Here is a 19,371-nt window from a genome sequence, read left to right as displayed (position 1 = left end):
GATGATACACGAGATGAAGCACACCCTGAGAACCCGCGCCGGCGCACCGTGGCTGCGGCGCCGGTCGCGGCGGGCGGCCCTGGCCGCGGCGGTCGTCCTGGCGTCGGGGATCGCCGCCTGCGACCCGGGCGAGATCCTGCTGGTGGAAGATCCCGACATCATCAACCCGGCCGACGTGCAGTCGCCCGCAGGCGCCAACGCCGTGCGGCTGGGCGCGCTCGCGCGGCTGATCGCCGCCACCAGCGGCGGCACCGCTGGCGGCGACAACATCTTCCTGCTGGGCGGGATGTTCGCCGACGAGTGGATCAACGGCGACTCGTTCATCTACCGCTGGGAGATCGACCAGCGGACGATGACTTCGGACAACAGCTTCCTGAGCGGCACCAACCGCTCGCTGCACCGCGCGCGGGTGGGCGCGGCGCAGGCGGCGGAGCTGATGGCCGAGTACAACTCCACCGCGCCGGGGTGGCAGGCCGCCGAGATGCACTTCGTCCAGGCCTACACGGTCAACATTCTGGCCGAGCACTTCTGCAGCGGCCTGGTGTTCAGCGAGGTGGTGGACGGCCAGGTGCAGTTGGGCAGCCCCGAGACCACCGCGGCGGCGTTCGAGCGCGCGCTCGCGCACGCCAACGCCGGGCTGGCGGTCGCGACCGGGGCGCCCGCGGCGGACAGTGCCCGGGTGCGGCACGCGCTGCAGGTGGTGCGCGGCCGCATCCTGCTGAACCTGAACCGGCCGGCCGACGCCGCGGCCGCCGTGGCCGGGGTGCCGACAGCGTTCGCGTATCAGACGCGGCACTCGGCCACCACGGAGAGCAACTACATCTGGCTCCGCAACATCCAGGAGCGCCGGTACAGCGTCGGCAACAACGAGGGGGGCAACGGCCTGAACTTCGCGACCGCGAACGACCCCCGCCTTCCCGTCACGGCCTCGGGTGTCCGCGATGATCAGGGCACGCCGATGCACAGGCAGGGACTGTGGCCGGCGCGGGAAACTTCGGTGACCATCGTGGGTGGTGTCGAGGCGCGGCTGATCGAGGCCGAGGCACAGCTTCGCGCGGGCGGGGCGGCGGCGGCGCTGTTGACCCTGAACGCGACGCGGCGGGCGTTCTTCACGGCGGCGCAGCTTCCCGACCTCACCCTTGCGACTACGGAAGCCGGCCGGGTAGACCAGCTCTTCCGTGAGCGGGCGTTCTGGCTCTTCGGGCGGGGCCACCGCACCGGCGACCTGCGGCGCCTGATCCGCCAGTACGGGCGGTCGCCGAACACCGTGTTCCCCACGGGGACCTGGCACAAGAACGGTTCCCAGTACGGCCCCGACGTCACGATGCCGAACCCGTCGGCCGAACTGAACAACCCCAACGTGCAGCAGCTCTGCATCGACCGGAACGCCTGACCCGCGGCCGTAATACGAGGCGGCAAGCTCAGAGGCCGGCGCCGTTGCGCCGGCCTCAGTCGTTTCATCGCGAGGCAGACCTCAACGATAGAGATCCGCGGAATGGCCTCCTTACAGTCCGCACGGACTTTGAAAATTTTCTCGGAACACGGCGAGGAACTCGTAGTCCTGCGTATCGGCCGGCCTCTGAATATTCGAGTTGCAGTCGAAATAGACGTAGGTGCCCGCGGCGTTGCTGATGCGCCAGTGCTGGAAAACGTAGTCGTCCCACGGCGTCGCCCATAGGTATAGGGTGGTTCCGGATGTCGGGACGTTGGTGATAGTGCCTACGGATTGCTGATCCGCCACGATTCCCACGTACGCGGTGGTATCACCTTCTACGTACATGCCGATGTTGCCGCCCACCCGCATGTCCTCGTCGTAGCCGCCCCAATAGTTGCAATGCCGGTCTGTCGAGGTTTCCTGGACCCAAATGGGCGGTCCGGCAGTGGCCCAATTGACACTGTCCCGCCGAATCGCGTATGTCGCGCTGCAAGCCGAGTTCGTCATTTCGTCACCGCTTTGTCCGTAGCTTGCGCCTCGGGTCTGAAATTCGGCACGGCCGGATGCCAGTAGCCCTAGACGCGGCTCTGCTCCGACCGGTTCGGCTTCGCCGCACGCGAGCCCAGCGGCTGTGAGTATCAGGGCGAGCAGGGGAATGAGTCTGCGCATTTCGCCATCCTATCCGAGAGTGTGAGGGCCTATGATCGTCTCGCATCAATATTGGCGAATTCCGAATGTGTCAAGGACACAAGCATCACCGGGGTTCCTTCGAGTATTCCAGCGGGTTCTAAGCGGAGTGTTCGGCGAATCTAAACGGTAGGGTTCTGCTGGGCCCTCGCAGTATGTACGCGGTTGCACCATTTTGCAGAAAGATGCATAATGGGCCAGCCGCGCCTTGCTTCCGCATTTGCCTGGCGGTGCCGTTTGCCCGCGTTCCTCGTCATCGATGCCGCCCCCGAGACGCTTGCCGCCGCCCGTGAGGCGGCCGGGGGGCGTGTGGACGTGCGCGCCGCCGCATCGCTGGGCGAGGGGCTGGAGATGCTGCGCGCCAGGAAGTGGGATGCGGTACTCCTTTCGCTGGACTTCGAGGCGGCGGACCTGGCGCTGGTCGCCCGTCTGGCCGAATCCGGCGTGCAGCCGAATTCCGTGGTGCTCACCTCGTCGCGCCCCACCATGCAGGCGATGGTGGAATCGTCGCGCCTGGGAGTGCTGGGGCTGATCGCCACGCCCGTGAACGCCGGCGAGCTCGCGGCGCTTCTGCGCGAGGTGTTCGCGGGCGAGGACGTCGTCCCGCTTCCCCCCGCCGATGCCCCGGCCGACGACGAGGAGACGGCCATCGGCGCCAGCCCGCCCATGCTGGAGGTGTTCCGCATGGTGGGCCGGGTGGCCGGGAGCGCGGCCACGGTGCTGGTGCTGGGGCAGAGCGGAACGGGCAAGGAGCTGGTGGCCCGCGCCATTCACCGCAACAGTCCCCGCTCGTCCGGCCCGTTCGTGGCCATCAACTGCGCGGCCATCCCCGAAAACCTGCTGGAGTCGGAGCTCTTCGGCCACGAGAAGGGAGCCTTCACCGGCGCCATCGCCCGCAAGGTGGGCCGCTTCGAGCGGGCGCACGGCGGCACGCTGTTCCTGGACGAGATCGGCGACATGTCGCTGCCCCTGCAGAGCAAGATCCTGCGGGCCCTGCAGGAGCGGGAGATCGAGCGGGTGGGCGGCGAAGGGCGCATTCCCGTGGACGTTCGCGTGGTCGCCGCCACGCACCGCGACCTGCGCTCGGCCATCGCGGACGGGGCCTTTCGCGAGGACCTGTACTTTCGCCTGGCCGTGGTGACGCTGAACCTTCCCCGGCTGGCGGACCGCGGCACCGACCTGGACCTGCTGATCCGCTTTTTCGTCGCCCGCTACGCCGTCCGCTACGGGCGTCCCCTGCGCGGCGTCAGCCGCACCGTGATGGACCTGCTGCAGCGCCATCCCTGGCCCGGCAACGTGCGCGAGCTGAAGAACGTGCTGGAGCGGGCCGTGCTCCTGGCCCGCGGCCCCATTCTGCTTCCCGAGCACCTTCCCCTGGACCAGCTTCGCAGCCACACCGGCGACCCCGCCCCGGCGAACGCGTCGCCCCTGCCGGGCTACGCGCCGGAGCTGTCGATGGAGCAGGTGGAGGCACTGCACATCCGCGAGGTGCTGCGCCTGGTGCGCGGCCACCTGGGGCGCGCCTCGGAGGTGCTGGGCTTTCACCGCAACACGCTCACGCGCAAGATCCGGGAGTACGGGCTGGAGGAGGCGGTCCGGGCGTGACCTTCGGGAGGACAGGAGAGGGGGACACCCGCTTTTTGGTGAGGCTTGCCCTCTTTTTGTGCAGACTGGTGGATCGCGCGGCTGGGCCTGGGGTCGTAAATCCAGAATCTACGCGGAGATACGTGATTCCGTCCGCGGGCACGTCCCGTGCTAAAGTCAGGCTCATCTCCGATCCCGCATCCACCGACAGGAGCCATCCGTGACCGCTCGCCGCACGCTCGCCCTTGCCGCCGCTCTCTTTGCGCTGGCCGGGTGCTCTGATTCTTCTCAGCCCATGCTGTCGACCCCGGCGCCCGCCGCCGAGTCGCTTACCGGAACCGTCAGCGTAAACGGCCTGCTGCAGTTCGCGGGCACGCCCAGCCTGCTGGGCTCGCGCCACGCCGAAAAGCGCATCATCGCGGCGCAGGGCGGCTTCGTGGAGCTGAACGGCTTCCGCGTCGACATTCCCGCGGGCGCGCTGCCGGCCGACACCACGGTCACCATCGACCTGCCCGCCGACGCGCTGCTGGCCAAGCGCCTCGTCGCCGAGTTCGGGCCCCACGGCGTGCAGTTCAACGCGCCCGTCACCCTGACCTTTCCGCTCACCGGCGTGCTGTGGAACGGTAGCGCCGTCGAGGTGGCGCGCTGGGAGAACGGCGGGTGGACCTCGCTGGGCGGTAGCGTGAACGCGGCAGGCACCGCGCTGTCGGGCACCACGCCCCATTTCAGCCTGTACGGCGGCAAGTACCTGCTGGCCGGCGGCTGAGGCAGGGCGCCCTGAACCGTTCCGCGGTACAGATGAGCAAGCTGTCTCCGCCCCACCTGCTGGTGGAGCGCGCGCTGGCGCTCGTTCCCGACTACGAGGAGTTCCTGCCGCTGAGCGACGCGCTGATCGTCGGCTCGCGGGTGGACGCCGACAAGGTCTGGGCGCGCTCGGGCGGGTACGCCACCGTGGGCAAGCGCGTCGTGGACACCGACCGCGTGGAAAAGCTCATGCAGGTGCTGCTGGAACGGAACCAGGAGCGACTGCGCGAGCTTTTCGGGCTGGTGCTGGACGCCATTCGCGAGCAGCAGGCGGGGAACCCCGCCGCCGCCGCCGCCCTGCTGATCCGGGCGGGCGAGCTGGAAGAGGCCGAAGGGCGGCTGGACAAGGCCGAGCGCGTGTACCGCCAGGCGCTGGAGATCGCGCGCGACCTGCGCGCCAAGGACAGCCACGCCGTCGCCCTGCGCCGGCTGGGCCGCACCGCGCGGACGGCCGGGCGGCTGGACGACGCACGCGCGTGGTACGAGCAGAGCCATCAGCTGGCGCTGGACGGGATGGACGCCGTGGGCCAGGTGATCGCCTGCCAGGGCCTGGGCAACGTGTGCGACGACCGTGGCGAGCGGGAGCAGGCGCGGCGCTGGTGGGAGGCGGGGCTGGAGATGGCCGCGGGGCTGAACGCCCCCGAGCTGGACTGGCCGCTGTACGCCAACCTGTCGGTGCTCACCATGCTGGAGGGCAACCTGGCCGAGGCCGAGCGGCTGCTGGGCCGCGCCCGTGAGCACATCGAAGCGGGCGGCGTGCCGGGCGGGCACCTGTACTGGCTGAACAACCGCGGCCTCCTGCTGCTGGAGCACGGCGACGTCGCGGGGGCCGAGGCCGTCTTCCGCGAGGCGCTGCCCGAGTCGGAGGGGCGCTGGGAATTGACGCTCCGCGTGAACCTGGGCGAGTCGCTGCTGCGGCAGGGGCGGCTGCTGGAGGCCGAGGACGAGGCCCGCCGCGCGGAGGAGATCGCCATCGTCCAGCGGCTCATCACCGACCTGGTGGACGTGTACTCGCTGCTGGGCTCCATTGCCCGCGAACGGTGCGACGACGAGGGGTTCGTCTTTTACGAGCAGGCGCTGCGCGTGTGCCACGAGCGCGCTCTGCCGCGCAAGACCGAGGCGGCCATCCTCCACGGCAACGGCCGCTTTCACCTGGCCTGCGCCCGCGACGAGGAAGGACGCGCATACCTGGAAGCCGCGCGCGAGATCTATCGCGAGCTGGGCTTTGCGCAGGAGCTGGCGCGGGTGGAGCACGACATGGCGCGCCTGGTGCCCGAGCCGGTGTAATCGGCTGTCGGGCGGGACGGGGAGCCGAAGGGGAGCCGCGGCCGCGGCTCCCCTTCGTGCATCCTTTCCTGCGCTGATCTCAGTCGGCCTGGACGGCGCGCTCGACGTCGCGGAGCAGCTCCTTCGCGCGCTTGCCGGAGCGCGCCACCATCCGCTCGCGCCGGCCCGCCGCGTCGGTGATGGTGATGATGATCTGGTCGGCAGGCTGCCCCCGTCGGCTGATGCGGCTCATGGCCACCGCCGAAAGCGACATCGTGCTCGAGATGATGGCGACAAGCATCGCCGCGGTTTCCATCCTCATCATACCACCTCCTGATCGTTGGCCAGGTACACGCATCCCGCGCCCGCCACAACGGCGCTGGCGAAGAGCAGCAGCGACGTCGCGCGGATGGGTGACGGATCCGGCGAGGCCCGTGACTTCACGGCGGCGAAGCACGACGTGGAGAACAGCACGATCAGCATGCACGCCCCTCCCGCGATGAGCTTCTCGACCGGCTTGCCGCGGCTGACGGGGATGAGTTCGCCGATGCAGCCGGCTGCCACGGTCGTGCTGATCAGGAGCAGCTCTCCACCCGCGAGCAGACCGCCCAGGGTCGGAGCCCTGCGGTCGAGCTTGAGGCTGAAGTACGACACGGCCAGCGGAATCAGCGAGATCAGGACGCCGAAGATGAACCAGCGGGTCATACGCTCGGGGCGGCTCATCGTGCTGTTCCGGGTGAGGGCAAGTGCCGGTCTGCTGCGAACGCCTCAACGATAGTGAACGGAGGGAACGCCGTCAAGGGCGTCCAGAAACTCGTCGCGCCTGTGGCCTGAAAGCAGCGGGGGAGCACGGAAAACCCTTGCTCCCCCGCCATTTATCCCACCCGTGTCGGGTTCAGACGCCCGCGGGCTCCGGCTGCGGCTCCCAGGCCACGATGCGGCCCTCCATGGCGCTGGCGGCCACCGTGTAGGGCGAGGCCAGGTACAGCTGCCCGGGGCCGGAGCGCCCGGGGAAGTTGCGGTTGATGGCGCTGATGGTGACGTCCGTGGGCTTGCGGCTGACGCCCGGGCCGGCGTTGATGCACGCCCCGCACGACGGCTCGATGAAGGTGGCGCCCACCTCGTTGAAGAGCCGGTCGTAGCCCAGCTCCTGGCAGTACGCGTACACCTCCTGCGAGCCGCACTGGATGTACAGCTGCACGTGCTCGGGCTTTTGCACCCCGCGCTCCCGGTACTCGCGCAGCACGCGGGCGTACATGTCCATGTCTTCCTTCTTGCCGGCCGTGCAGCTTCCCGCGTAGGCGATGTCGATGCGCACGTCCTCGCCCAGCTCCTCGACGTACAGGCCGTTGCCGGGGTCGCCGGGAAGGGCGATCATCGGCTGCAGCGCCGACGCGTCGATCTCGATCACCTTCACGTACTCGGCGCCTTCGTCGCTGAACAGGCCGTCGATCAGCCGCTCGGCCTCGGCGCGCTCCATCCCGCGCTGCTCCACCAGGTAGTCCACCGTCTTGTGGTCGGGCGCCACGATGCCGGTAAAGGCGCCCACCTCGGCGGCCATGTTGGTCATGGTGGCGCGCTCGTCCACCGAGAGCGACTCCACCGCGGGGCCGGCGTACTCGATGATCTGGCCGATGGCGTGCCCGTCCTTGATGTACGGGTGGCGAAGGATCTCGAGCATGAAGTCCTTGGCCGACACGTTCTCGGGCTTCTGCCCGTTGACGATCACCTTGAACGAGCGCGGCACCTCTACGCGTACGTCCTTGGTGATCCACGAGTTGAAGATGGCCGTGGTGCCCACGCCGAACGCCACGCACCCCACGGCGCCCGCGTGCGGCGTGTGGCTGTCGGAGCCGATGATGATGTGCCCGGGAAGCGCGTACGCCTCCAGGATCTTGCTGTGGCAGATGGCCTCGGAGCCGTGCTTGCCGTGCCCCAGCTCGCCGTACAGGCGCACGCCCTGCTTTTCGGCGAACTGCCGCTGCTTCACCTCCAGCTGGTTCGCCACGTCGAGCAGGCCGAGCTGCACGCGCTCGGGGGGCATGGCGTCCTTGAGGAAGGTGAGGTGGTCGCGGAAGAAGAGGATGGTCTCGGGCTCCACCACCCGCTCCTCCGGCCCCACCAGCGACTCGAAGAAGATGGCCGACATGGGGGTGACGTACTCGTGCGAGAAGCGGATGTCCGTCTGCACGAAGCCCGAGTCGCCCGGCTGCACCCACTGCACCCCGATGTCGCCCCGCGAAAGGTCCGTCACCCAGTGGCGGGCGAAGATCTTTTCGGCAATGGTCATGGGGCGCCGGCCGCGGTGGCGGGTGCCTTCGGGGGCGCCCACGCTGTCGGATTCCACGTTGCTGGTGGAGGTGGCCACGAACTGCGCCGCGGCGTAGTCCACGCCCGTGTCCGGCCCCGGGCCGGGAAGGTTGCCCTCGCCGCTGCCGCGCATGGCGCGCACGTCGGCCGCGTCCGTGGACGTGGGGGCGTCGCCGGGCTGGCCGTGGTGGCAGGAGATGGCCGGCGTGCGCACCGTGCCCTGCAGGCGCGCCACGTTGTAGTTGAAGAGCCCGCCGTGCTCGATGATGCCGCGGGTGATCTCGTCGGCACCGTCGGTGAACTCGGTGAGCGGAATGGTGTCGCCGCGGCGGATGCGCTCCACCAGGTCGAAGTTGGTGGACGTGAGCACGCCCAGGTTCTGGCAGTTTTCGCGGTAGATGCGCTCGATGTTCTCGGCGATCACCACCTTGATGCCGGCCATCATCTCGGCGTACGGGCTCTGCTCGCGCGAGCTGCCCTTGCCCCGGCGCGTGCCACTGGCCGAGGCCACGAACCCGCCCTGCCTGACGCTCCCCTGCTTGATGGGGAACTCGCTGCCCGCCTTGAGCCCCAGGTACGGGAACTCGCCGAGCGTTTCGTCGAAGTAGTAGCAGATGTACGCCGGGGTGATCTCGTCGGTGGAGATGTTGTCGCGCAGGTTGGCGCGCACCTCGTCCGTAAGCTCCACGTCTTCGCCGGCCAGCTGCCGGCGGATGAGCTCGGGGTCGTCCAGCAGGAAGAGCACGCGGCCCTGAAGGCGCACCTCCGGCGGCAGCTTTTCGATCGTGCGCGTCAGCAGCGAGGGAATCATCGAGTACCCGCGGGATGGATCAGGATCGTAAGGACCCGGGTCGTGCACCGGGCCGCGACGGAACGTCCGCAACCTTGCAAATTTGGGCGATGCGGCGGCATCCGGCAACCCGTCCACCCCCCGCCTCGGCGCGGGGTTCCGGCCATCATGTACTTTTTCAGACATTTTGGAACCAATGCGGCCCGTCGCGGGGTACCTGTTCCGGCCCCATCGAAGGGCATCTTTCCCAACCTGTTTCACGGAGTCACCCATGTCCCGCACCCGTACCTCCCTTTCCATGCTGGCCGCCGTGCTCGCCCTGGGCACCGGCGCCTGCGACTCGGCGCCGACCGCGACCGCCGAGGGCACCTCCGCCAGCCTGACCCTGAACCAGGCGCCCGTCGCCGTGGTGAACCTGACCCTGCTGGGCACCGCCTACTGCAGCGGGACGTGCGTGTACAACTATCGCTACGACGGCTACGAGTCGTACGATCCGGATGGCAGCATCGTGGCGTACGAGTGGAAGGAGGGCGGCTCCGTGGTATCGACGAGCGCCACGTACAACCTGACGGCGCTGCGGGCGTACGAGGCCTGCACCGGAAAGCCGGCGGTCGGTACGCTGAAGGTCACCGACAACTCGGGCGCGACCGCCACGGCGTGCTACAGCTACACGGCCCCCTGATGGACGAGCGGGCCCGGCGCGCGGTGCGCCGGGTTCGCCCCGTTGAATTTCTCTCCCGGTGGGGTTAGCTTTCCCGGCCTCAAGGGGCGTTAGCTCAGCTGGGAGAGCATCCGCTTTGCAAGCGGAAGGTCATCGGTTCGAACCCGATACGCTCCATCGATGGACGACACGCAAGCGCGCCCACGCCGACCCCTCGGTGTGGGCGCGCTTGCGTGTCGTCCACCATCTTGCCTGGGCCTTGCGGAGATGTGCGCCTCGGCCGACCCCGGCGACGGAGTCGCCGCGGCCCGGATCGCGCAAACGAAAAAGCTGCAGGCTGATCCACACACCACGGCGGTGAGCATGGCGCACGAACCACTCTGGACGGTGCAGGACCAGGCGCGGCACCTGGCCGAGCTGACGGCGGATGAGGCGGCGCTCAAGGAGGCACCGCTTCGCCGCGACGTGCGTTCGCTCGGCATGCTGCTGGGCGACGTGATCCGCGAGCAGGAGGGCGACGAGCTCTACGCCGCGGTCGAGGAGCTGCGCCACCTGGCGATGAGCCACCGCGAGGCCGAGGACGCCGAGGGCGCATCCGTCGAGGGGCCGGTGGACGAGGCGATGCGGCGCGCGGAGCAGGTGGTGGACGGAATGCCGGTGGATTCCGCCTACCGGCTGACCAAGGCGTTCTCCATCTACTTCGAGCTCACCAACCTCGCCGAGACCAACCACCGCAAGCGCCGCCGCCGGGCCACGGCGCTGCACGCGGACCAGGCGCCCCAGCCCGGCACCTTTCACGGCACCCTGCTGCGCCTGCGCGACGCGGGTCTCGACGCCGAAACGGTGCTGCGCCACCTGTCCCGCGTCCGCGTGGTCCCCGTCTTCACGGCGCACCCCACGGAGGTGTCGCGGCGCACGGTGCTCTTCAAGCGGCGCCGCATCGCCGAGGCGCTGGAGCACCTGGACCGACTGCCGATGACGGACGCCGAGGCCGCCGGGCACGAAGCCGCCATCGCCGCCGAGATCACCGCCATCTGGCAGACGGACGAAGTGCGCCGCCGCCAGCCGTCCGTGACCGACGAAGCAAAGATGGGGCTGGACTACTACCCCGGCGTGCTGATCCCCACGCTGCCGGCGCTGTACTTCGAGATGGCAGATGCCTTCCGCCGCGCCTTCGGCCAGGCGCCGCCGCCGCGCGAGCTACCGCAGGTGGTACGGTTCGGGTCGTGGATCGGGGGGGACCGCGATGGAAACCCGTTCGTGACGCCGGATGTGACGCGAAAGGTCCTGCGCCTGGCCCGCGAGGCCATCCTGGACTACTACGTCACCGACCTGGAGGCGCTGACGGAACGGCTGAGCTCGTCGACGCTGCAGGTGCCCGTTTCCCCCGAACTGGCGGACGCGCTGGAGCGGTACACGCAGACCATCCCCTCGCTGGACCCCACCCCCGAAGCGCGCTCCACGACGGAGACGTATCGCCGCTTCCTGGGCTACGTGGGCTGGCGGCTGCGGGCGGCGCGCGACGAACCGGCGAACCCCCACGCCTATCCCGACGCGGCCGCGTTCGCCGCAGACCTGCGCCTGGTGCGCGAAAGCCTGGTCCGGAACCGGGGTGAGCGCCCGGCGCGCCTTCTCCTGGGCCCGCTGCTGCGCAAGGTGGAGACGTTCGGCTTTCACCTTCACACGCTCGACATCCGCCAGCACGCGCGCTTTCACGAGCGCGCCATGGCCGAGCTGTTCGGCGGGGCGGGGGAGGGCGATGCGCCCCTTCCGCCGCCCCCGTCGGAGGAGACCATGCAGCTGCTGGAAACCTTTCGCGCCGTCGCCGAGCTGAAGCGCACCTATCCCGCGGACGCCGTGCAGACGTACGTCATCAGCGGCGCGCGGTCGGTGGAAGACGTGCTGGCCGTCGTCCGGCTCGCCGAGACGAGCGGCGTGCGGGTGGCGGGAACGGAGGATGACCCCGGGCTGATGCCGGTGCCGCTCTTCGAATCCATCGAAGACCTGCGCAACGCCCCCGGGGTGTGCCGGGCGCTGTGGACGCGGGAGGACTACGGGCGCCTGCTGGACTCGTGGGGGCGCCGCCAGGAGGTGATGCTGGGCTACTCCGACAGCAACAAGGACGGGGGGATGCTCACCAGCACCTGGGAGATCTACAAGGCGCACCGTGAGCTTCACCGGGTGGCGCGCGAGTGCGGTGTCACCCTGCGGCTCTTCCACGGCCGCGGTGGCACGGTGGGGCGCGGCGGCGGGCCCACGCACCGCGCCATCACCTCGCAGCCGGCGGGCGCCTTCGACGGCGAGATCAAGATCACCGAGCAGGGCGAGGTGCTCAACTGGAAGTACAGCGACCCCGTGCTGGCGGAGCGCAGCCTGGAGCTGATGGTGGCCGCGTCGCTCGACGCGCTTGCGCGGACGGATGCGCCCGAGCCGGCGCAGGAGGAGCGCTGGGAACGGGCGATGGAGGAGATGTCGGCGGACGCGTTCGGCTTCTATCGCGAAAAGATCGCGGAGAACGCCGACATCCTCGTCTACTTTCAGCAGGGCACGCCGGTGGGCGAGCTGGAGCACGCGCGCATCGGCTCGCGGCCGGCGCGGCGGGGCGAGACGCGCGGGCTCGACGACCTGCGCGCCATCCCCTGGGTGTTCGGGTGGATGCAGAGCCGCCACGTGCTCCCCGCCTGGTTCGGCGTGGGGTACGCGATGGAGCGGTACGCGGCGCGCGGGGCGGCGGAGGAGGCGCTGCTGCGCGAGATGATGGGGGCGTTCCCGCTCTTCGAGGACTTGATCCGCAACGTGGAGATGGGGATGGCCAAGGCCGACTTTTCCATCGCCCGCCGCTACGCCGCGCTGGTGCCCGACGAAGCGCTGCGCGAGCGCGTCTTCGGGATGCTGGTGGAGGAGTTCGAGCGGACGCGGCGGGTGGTGCTGCGGATCACCGGGCAGAAGCAGCTGCTGGAGGACAACCCGGTGCTGGCGCGGTCCATCCGCCTGCGCAACCCGTACGTAGACCCGTTGAGCCTGATCCAGGTGAGCCTCCTGCGCCGCAAGCGCGCGGGCGAGGAGGGCGACGACCTGAACTACGCCCTGGCCGCCACCATCAACGGCATCTCCGCCGGCCTGCGCAACACGGGCTGAGCCGGAACGGCAGCATCACGCAGAGGACGCAGAGAAAACGGAGAGGACGCAGAGGAAACGACGAATTCCTCTGCGTCCTCTCTTTTCCCTCTGCGCCCTCTGCGTGAAACGGTCTTCAGCAGTGCGCGCGGCCCGCGATCAATGCCGGTGCTGCGGCTGTGCCGCCGGACCGGCGCCGGCCGGGTGCGCACCGTGGCCCCCCTGGCCCGCCGCCCGCGTGCGCCCTCCGGGCCCGACGATCTCCAGCACCTGCATCATCCCCCGCTCCTCGTGGCCCAGGATGTGGCAGTGCATCACGAACTCCCCGGTGGGCGGGCCGCACTTGCCGTCCACGCATCCCGTGAAGGGGTCGTAGCGCTGCGTGATCACCGCGTAGCCGGTGTTCGCGACCCGGGTGACGACGGTGTCCACCCCGCCATTCGGCTTGCTCCGGTACGTGGTGTCGGCCCGGGGCAGGGGCAGCGGCAGCACGTCGAGCCAGATGGGGCTCCCGGCCGCCGACGCGGCGTTCAGCTCCGCGAACAGGTCGGCAAACGGGTCTCCGGCGAAGTACACCACCGAATTCACCTGGAAGGGGTTGATGTGGATGTGGAACGGGTGGTTGATGGCGATCGCCGAGTTGTTGACGACCTTCCAGGTCTGCGTCGAGTCCAGGATCATCGGCATGGGCCTGCCGGCCGCGTTCGACGGGACGAAGACCACGTCGTCGTCGAACCGCTGGAAGGGGGTCCTGCCGCCTCCCAGGAAGAACTGGGCGGGCTTCTGGAAGTTGCCGGGCGAGCCCGTGTCGGTGAACACGATCAGCGCCGAATCGCGCGCCGGCCTCAGGGTGCCGCCCAGGAAGGCCGGGGGGCCGCCGACGTTCGTTCCCAGGAACGAGGCGAGGTTCGGGATGCTCGCCGGCAGCCCCGTGCTGCTGGCCCTGCGCGAGGAATCCACCACCACGCGGAACAGGAGAAAGGCGTTCGCGTCGTTTACCCGCAGGCTCTCGGTCGGCTGGTGCTCCAGCGTCTGCGGCGGAAGCGCCGGGTCGCGGCTCCGGCGGCTGGCCCCCGGAAGGTGGCGCAGCCGGAAGTGGTGCGTCCCGGGGGTCAGCGGCGCCTGGACGATCACGTCCAGCCGGTTGCCCGCGCCCATCAGCAGGATGGGGTCGACGTCCCTGGCCATGTTCGCCGGCGAGAACTGCACGCCGTCGCGCGCCACCTCCACGACCACCGGCTCGTGGCCCGGAAGGTCCTCGAACCTGAACTCCAGCGTCTTGGTGTTGCGGGTGACGTTCTCGTTCACGATGCGCCAGCGCTGCACCTCGCCCGGCGCCATGTAGATCACCGGCGAGTTCTGCCCGTTCACCAGGGGCGGCACCTTGTCGAGGATGTTGGTGGTGTCGCCATGGAACAGGCCCACGGTGGTGTCGATCTGCTGGAAGCCGATCAGGTGCTGCCGGAGGTTGTGACGCTGCGTGAACCGGTCCAGCCCCGTCGCGGGGTCTTCGACGATGAACGCCCCCGCCATCCCGTTGGCCACCTGCAGGGCCACCGAGCCGTGCTTGTGCGGGTGGTACCAATGCGTGCCCGGCGACTGGTTCAGCGGGACGCGGAAGGAGTACAGGATGGAGTCGCCCGGGGCGATCACCATCAGCACGTCGTCGCCCACCGCCGTCGACGTGCTGTCGGGGGTGACGTGCATCCCGTGGTAGTGGATGTTGGTGTAGTTGGGGCCGTGGAAGCAGTCCTGGAAGTGGTCGCGTGGGTACTTCACGCTGTCCGGAGAGATGTCGGCCGCCGGGTACGTCATGCAGACGTCGTTGCGCTCGTCGCGGCGGGTGGGCGGGGGCAGCTTGTTCCGCAGCCAGATCTGCACCAGGTCGCCGGGCCGCACCCGGAAGGTGGGGCCCGGGTAGCGGGGGGTGAACCGGGGATCGTTCGCCCGGTACGCGGTGTCGGTGGTGGCCGCCAGCGTATAGGTGCGCAGGGGCAGCGTGTCGGTGATCAGGGTGTCGGAAAGGACCACCTTGTTGGTGACGGTGCCGTAGCGCGTCACCGGCAGGTCAGCGAAGCTCACGTCCAGCGTGGCGCTGAGCACGCCGTTCATCGACCTCACCTCCAGGGGCGAGCGCAGCGAGTCCTGGTACATGAGCGCGGCGCCGGCCACCGGGCGGCGCACCACGGGCTCCGCGCGGCCCGGCGTTCCGGTGCCGGGCGCGCACGCCGCGGCGATCATCGCGGCCCCAAAGGCGGCGACCCCGAGCAGCGCCGGCAGGCTGCGGCGCGGGGGCGGACGAAGATGGCGGGGATCGGGCATGGCAGGCGCTCCACTGGGGCGGGTTGCGAAGGTGGGCCGGACTGCGCCCGGGGATGGCGAGATCGACGTGGGCCGCGGGAGCCGCCGGCCTACAGTCGTGGCCCAATATGGGAGTTGCGCCCCGGGCATGCAACGACGCTCCCCGCGGCGGCCCCGGGCGGTAAACACATGATTCGCAAGGGAATGCGGCCGCCGCCGGGAGTGGGCGTACTCCGGGTAGTGACGGAGGGGATCAGGGGGCGGGCGGGTTGCCGGCGGCGGGAAGGGTGAGGGTGAATACGGACCCGCCACCGTCGCGGCTGCGGACGTCCAGGTCGCCGCCCATGCCGCGGGCCAGGTCGCGGCTGATGGCCAGCCCCAGCCCCGTGCCCTCGGAGCGGCGGGTGCGGCTCATGTCTACCTGCACGAACGGCTCGAACACCGATGCCTGCTTTTCCGGCGGAATGCCGATCCCGGTGTCACTCACCGAGAGGGAGACCACTGACGGCTGCCCGGGGACCACGCCGGCGTCGACCGTGATGCGGCCGCCCGGGGGGGTGAACTTCAGCGCGTTGCTCAGCAGGTTGATCACCACCTGCTGCACCTTTTCGCGGTCGGCCCGCACGGGCGGGGCGTGCACGTTCACCTCGAACGCCAGCTCCTTGGCGGCCATCTGCGGCTCCACCATGGGCGTTACGGCGGCCATCAGCTCGGGGACGTTCACGTCCTCCACCATGTACTCCACCCGGCCAGACTCGATGCGCGCCAGGTTCAGCACGTCGTTGATCAGCCGCAGCAGGTGCTGCTGCCCGCGCGCGATGCGGTCGAGCGCACCCAGCTGCGCCTCGGTCACGGGCCCGTGGATGCCCATCTCCAGCAGCTGCACGTAGCCCGCGATGGCGTTCAGCGGGGTGCGCAGCTCGTGGCTCATCACCGCCAGGAAGCTGCTCTTGGCGCGGTTGGCTTCTTCGGCCGCCGCGCGCTGCCGCTCCAGCTCCCCGGAGCGGTCGATGAGCTCGTTGTTGATGGCCGCCATCTCCTCGGCCTGCGCCTCGAGCTCCGTGGCCTGCTCCTGCAGCTGGGTGTGCTGAAGCTCCAGCTCCATCCCCTGCTGCTCCAGCATGTCGTTGGCCTCGGCCAGCTGCGTGGCGTGCGCCTCGGCCACGGCGCGGGCCTGCTCGGCTTCGCGGCGGGCGCGCAGCAGCTCGTCCTCGAACTTGCGCCGCTCGTTCACCTGCATGAACACGCAGTCGTTGGCCCACGCGCCGCCCCGCTCGCGCCGGGCGGCGTTGGCCAGCACGCCCACGTCCTGGCCGTCCCTGGCACGCAGGAGCAGAAAGATCTCCTCGGCGTGGCCGTGCAGGCGAACGAGGGGAAAGAAGTGCGTCTGGTAGAAGATGCGCGTTCCCACCCCCATCAGGCTCTCGATGCGGCGCCCCTGCAGCTCGCCGCGGCCGTAGCCCAGCATGGCCGCCAGCGTGGCGTTGGCGGCCGTGATGGTGCCGTCGTCCGTGAACGACGCATAGCCGCAGGGCGCCTGGTCCAGCAGCTCGTCAAGCACGGTCTGCGTGGCCCCCACGGTGGTCACGCGACGGCGGCGGGCTGCAGGTAGTCGCGGATCAGCTCGATGGTCTCTTCCGGGTGGCTCATGTGCGGGCAGTGGCCGGTGGCGTTCATCACCCGCAGCGTGCTCCCCGGCAGCTCGCGGTGCAGGTAGTCGCCCACCTCCAGCGGGGCCACCATGTCGTCGGAGCACTGCAGGATCAGCGAGGGCACGCTCACCCTGGCCAGGTCGGTGCGGTTGTCGGACAGGAAGGTGGCCTCGGCGAAGCGGCGCGCCACCACCGGGTCGGTGCTGCAGAAGCTGGAGGTAAGCTCCTCGCCCAGCTCCGGCCGGTCCGGGTTCTTCATGATGGCGGGCGCCAGGAAGTTGGCCCAGCCGATGAAGTTGCGGTCCATCATGTCCAGCAGCCCCTCGATGTCGGCGCGCTCGAAGCCGCCCACGTACGGCGGGTCGTTGATGTAGCGCGGCGACGGCCCGATGAGCACCAGCCGCTCGAAGCGCTCGGGCTCGCGGTTGGCCGCCAGCACCGCCACCATGCTGCTGACCGAGTGCGCCACCAGGACCACCTGCCGCAGGTCCAGCGCGTGGACCACGTCGAGCACGTCCTGCGCGTAGCCGTCCAGCGTGGAATACCGGCCGGCGTCGTACGCGGCCAGGTCGCTGCGGCCGGAGCCCACGTAGTCGAAGAGGACGATGCGGTAGTCGTCCTCGAAGGCCGGCGTCACCAGGCGCCACATGTTCTGGTCGCACCCGAAGCCGTGGGCGAACAGCATGGGCTGCGTGCCGCGGCCGAAGACCTTCACGTTGTTGCGAGCAAGCGCGTCCTGGGGCATGTCCAATTTCCGTCTAGGGTTGGGCGAAAAGCCAAGCTGCTTCCCGCCCGCAAACATCATGCGCCGTCAGCTTTTGGCGGCTGGCGGCGGCGTTGTTATGCGTTCCCTGCAAGACACTTCGCGGGGGCGGAGCGTTGCGGTAGGAGAGGCTGGATTACAGCGTGGCGGCGTACTCCAGCGCCTCCACCAGGCCGCCGCGGTCCACGTGCCCCACGTGGTGGCGGGCCACGGCGCGCACCTCGGCCGCGGCGTTGCCCATGGCCACGGGAAAGCCGACCACGCGCATCGCTTCAAGGTCGTTGGTGCCGTCACCCACCATCATCACGCGCTCCAGTGGAATCCCGTACTCTCCGGCCACCGCGCGCACCGCGCCGGCCTTGTCGAGCCCGGGCGCCGTCAGGCTGATGAACGCCGTGTCGGGCATCACCGGCGAGGTGGAGGGGGTGAGCACCAGCCCGTCGTGCGGCTCCACGAGGACGGCGGCTTCCTCCGCCAGCGGCACCAGCCACTGCGCGCGGACGATGGCGCCCCGCAGCTCGCCGAACGGCCGCGGGGCGAAGGGCACCCCCAGCAGCCCCGCGTGGCGCCGGGCGCGGTCCTCGGTGCTCTCGACGGCGTATTCGGTGTCGGTGTACAGCTCCAGGATGCGCCCCGTCTCACCGGCACGGTCGACGAGCATGTGAATGGCGTCATCGGGTACGTGGCCGGAGCGCGAGCGGCCCGTCGGCAGGTGCACGATGCTGGCGCCGTTCTGAAAGACGTGCCATCCCTGGGGGTCCAGCCGCTCCGCCAAGTCGCGCGTCAGTCCGAACGCCGGCCGCCCCGAGCAGATCACCAGCCGCGCGCCGGCTTCGCGCGCCCGTTCCACCGCGGGCCACACCTCCGGCGCCACGTCGCCGGAGCTTCCCACCAGCGTTCCATCCACGTCCACGCATATCAGTTCGATCATTCTCGCACCCGCCGTTCTCATGTCCGCCGCCTGTCACTCCGGTTAATAGCGGAAGAACAAGGCCACGCGAGGCAAAGCCGAAGCACGCCCTGAACTTCCGGGGTGCGCTTCTGCCGTGTGTAGAGGTCGGCAGCGGGGTCCAACGTTTCCCCTCACGGCGGGGTCACTCTTTCGCGGCGGCGGGGCGGGAGTGCAAGATGCCGCTCGCGCGGGAGCGATGGTCGACGGCGTCACGGGGAAAGCGATGAGGGCAGGGGAGGGCGAGGGTGTGCTGCGGCGGCTGCTGCTGGCGCTGGTGATGGTGGGCGCGCTGGGGCTGGGCGCCGAGCTGTTCCTGCTGGAGCACTTCGAGTCCGCCTGGCAGTGGACCCCGCTGGCCGTCCTGGCGTTCATCTTCGCGGCCGGGCTGGCGATGGGGCTGCGTCCGACTTGCGCGACGGTGCGCCTGTTCCAGTTGGGGATGGGGCTGGCGGTTGCGGCCGGGCTCGTGGGGTTGTACCTGCATTACCGCGGCAACGCGGAGTTCGAGCTGGAATCCGACGCTACGGTGAAGGGCGTGGCCCTGGTGTGGGCGGCCCTTCGTGGCGCCACGCCGGCGCTCGCCCCCGGCGCCATGGTTCAGCTCGGGCTGCTCGGACTCATTCTGGCGCACCGGCATCCGGCGGTCGGGGCGCGAAACAACTCAGGAGACTCATGATGAACGGACCCATCCCGGCGAAGCTGATCGCGGCCACTCTTCTTTCCGTTACGCTGGCCGCCTGCGGGGGCGGCGAATCCGGCGACGCGGGCGCCGCGCAGGACTCGTCCGCTGCCACCGCCGCCCCGTTCGACAGCGGCGCAGCGGCGGCGCCCGCGGCTCCGGCCGCGTCGACGCCGGCGCCCGCCGCAACGACGGGCATGCTGGACCCCAACGCGGCGCCGCGCGAGCAGCTGCTGGGCGTGCCGGGCGTGACAGACGCCCTGGCCGACGCGCTGGTGGCGGGGCGGCCGTTCCAGGACATGACCGCGGTGGACAAGGTGCTGGCGGGCCAGAATCTGACGGAGCAGCAGCGCGACTCGGTGTACACGCG

At 69.8% G+C, this 19,371-nt stretch carries 15 protein-coding genes, 1 tRNA gene and 1 pseudogene; 9 read left to right on the top strand and 8 right to left on the bottom strand.

The window, feature by feature from the left end; all coding sequences use genetic code 11:
* Positions 1–13 precede the first annotated feature (13 nt).
* Positions 14–1,393 carry a RagB/SusD family nutrient uptake outer membrane protein gene (locus VGB24_RS20385; protein WP_331074787.1) on the top strand — a complete coding sequence of 460 codons (1,380 nt, stop codon included), beginning with the start codon at positions 14–16 and terminating at the stop codon, positions 1,391–1,393.
* Between the two features lie 111 nt (positions 1,394–1,504).
* Here the strand turns inward: VGB24_RS20385 and VGB24_RS20380 are convergent, their stop codons facing one another.
* Entirely contained in the window at positions 1,505–2,104 is a 600-nt protein-coding gene (locus tag VGB24_RS20380; RefSeq protein ID WP_331074786.1) for a hypothetical protein, read from the bottom strand.
* Positions 2,105–2,359: 255 nt separating this feature from the next.
* Between VGB24_RS20380 and VGB24_RS20375 the strand changes: the two genes are divergently transcribed.
* The 3 genes from VGB24_RS20375 (at position 2,360) to VGB24_RS20365 (ending at position 5,797) form a co-directional block, all read left to right on the top strand.
* Entirely contained in the window at positions 2,360–3,727 is a 1,368-nt protein-coding gene (locus VGB24_RS20375; protein WP_331074785.1) for a sigma-54 dependent transcriptional regulator, read from the top strand.
* A gap of 199 nt (positions 3,728–3,926) precedes the next feature.
* Positions 3,927–4,472, top strand: a complete 546-nt coding sequence (locus VGB24_RS20370; protein WP_331074784.1) for a hypothetical protein — start codon at positions 3,927–3,929, stop codon at positions 4,470–4,472.
* 32 nt (positions 4,473–4,504) lie between these two features.
* Entirely contained in the window at positions 4,505–5,797 is a 1,293-nt protein-coding gene (locus tag VGB24_RS20365) for a tetratricopeptide repeat protein (RefSeq protein WP_331074783.1), read from the top strand.
* Between the two features lie 79 nt (positions 5,798–5,876).
* Here the strand turns inward: VGB24_RS20365 and VGB24_RS20360 are convergent, their stop codons facing one another.
* The 3 genes from VGB24_RS20360 to VGB24_RS20350 form a co-directional block, all read right to left on the bottom strand.
* Entirely contained in the window at positions 5,877–6,101 is a 225-nt protein-coding gene (locus tag VGB24_RS20360) for a hypothetical protein (RefSeq protein ID WP_331074782.1), read from the bottom strand.
* Positions 6,098–6,499, bottom strand: a complete 402-nt coding sequence (locus tag VGB24_RS20355; RefSeq protein WP_331074781.1) for a hypothetical protein — start codon at positions 6,497–6,499, stop codon at positions 6,098–6,100. The genes VGB24_RS20360 and VGB24_RS20355 overlap by 4 nt, the downstream gene beginning before the upstream one ends.
* Before the next feature lie 172 nt (positions 6,500–6,671).
* A complete protein-coding gene (locus tag VGB24_RS20350) occupies positions 6,672–8,897 on the bottom strand; it encodes an aconitase family protein (protein WP_331074780.1) in 2,226 nt (741 codons plus the stop codon).
* Positions 8,898–9,147: 250 nt separating this feature from the next.
* On the opposite strand from VGB24_RS20350, the gene VGB24_RS20345 reads away from it, so the two are divergent.
* The 3 genes from VGB24_RS20345 (at position 9,148) to VGB24_RS20335 (ending at position 12,675) form a co-directional block, all read left to right on the top strand.
* Positions 9,148–9,558, top strand: a complete 411-nt coding sequence (locus VGB24_RS20345; RefSeq protein ID WP_331074779.1) for a hypothetical protein — start codon at positions 9,148–9,150, stop codon at positions 9,556–9,558.
* An 83-nt stretch (positions 9,559–9,641) separates the two neighbouring features.
* Positions 9,642–9,714 (top strand) — tRNA-Ala (locus VGB24_RS20340).
* 186 nt (positions 9,715–9,900) lie between these two features.
* The gene (locus tag VGB24_RS20335) at positions 9,901–12,675 is read left to right on the top strand and encodes a phosphoenolpyruvate carboxylase (protein ID WP_331074778.1); all 2,775 of its coding nucleotides are present in this window, start codon (positions 9,901–9,903) and stop codon (positions 12,673–12,675) included.
* Between the two features lie 138 nt (positions 12,676–12,813).
* Here the strand turns inward: VGB24_RS20335 and VGB24_RS20330 are convergent, their stop codons facing one another.
* The 4 genes from VGB24_RS20330 to VGB24_RS20315 all read right to left on the bottom strand — a co-directional run bounded on the left by VGB24_RS20330 (position 12,814) and on the right by VGB24_RS20315 (position 18,301).
* Positions 12,814–14,976: a multicopper oxidase family protein gene (locus tag VGB24_RS20330; protein ID WP_331074777.1), complete on the bottom strand. Its 2,163-nt coding sequence runs from the start codon at positions 14,974–14,976 to the stop codon at positions 12,814–12,816.
* A gap of 232 nt (positions 14,977–15,208) precedes the next feature.
* Positions 15,209–16,543, bottom strand: coding sequence for an ATP-binding protein (locus VGB24_RS20325; protein ID WP_331074776.1), 1,335 nt, complete (start codon positions 16,541–16,543; stop codon positions 15,209–15,211).
* Positions 16,540–17,352 (bottom strand): alpha/beta hydrolase, encoded by an 813-nt coding sequence (locus VGB24_RS20320; protein WP_331074775.1) that lies wholly within the window; start codon positions 17,350–17,352, stop codon positions 16,540–16,542. The genes VGB24_RS20325 and VGB24_RS20320 overlap by 4 nt, the downstream gene beginning before the upstream one ends.
* Positions 17,353–17,506: 154 nt before the next feature.
* Positions 17,507–18,301 carry a Cof-type HAD-IIB family hydrolase gene (locus VGB24_RS20315; RefSeq protein ID WP_331074774.1) on the bottom strand — a complete coding sequence of 265 codons (795 nt, stop codon included), beginning with the start codon at positions 18,299–18,301 and terminating at the stop codon, positions 17,507–17,509.
* 244 nt (positions 18,302–18,545) lie between these two features.
* On the opposite strand from VGB24_RS20315, the gene VGB24_RS20310 reads away from it, so the two are divergent.
* Positions 18,546–18,998: a hypothetical protein gene (locus tag VGB24_RS20310; RefSeq protein ID WP_331074773.1), complete on the top strand. Its 453-nt coding sequence runs from the start codon at positions 18,546–18,548 to the stop codon at positions 18,996–18,998.
* Positions 18,995–19,371 (top strand): annotated as a pseudogene (locus VGB24_RS20305) (hypothetical protein); the annotation flags it as partial. The gene VGB24_RS20310 and the pseudogene VGB24_RS20305, both read left to right, overlap by 4 nt.

The sequence above is a fragment of the Longimicrobium sp. genome (genome assembly GCF_036399935.1).
Taxonomy (GTDB): Bacteria; Gemmatimonadota; Gemmatimonadetes; order Longimicrobiales; family Longimicrobiaceae; genus Longimicrobium.
This window is presented reverse-complemented; position numbering and strand designations above follow the sequence as displayed.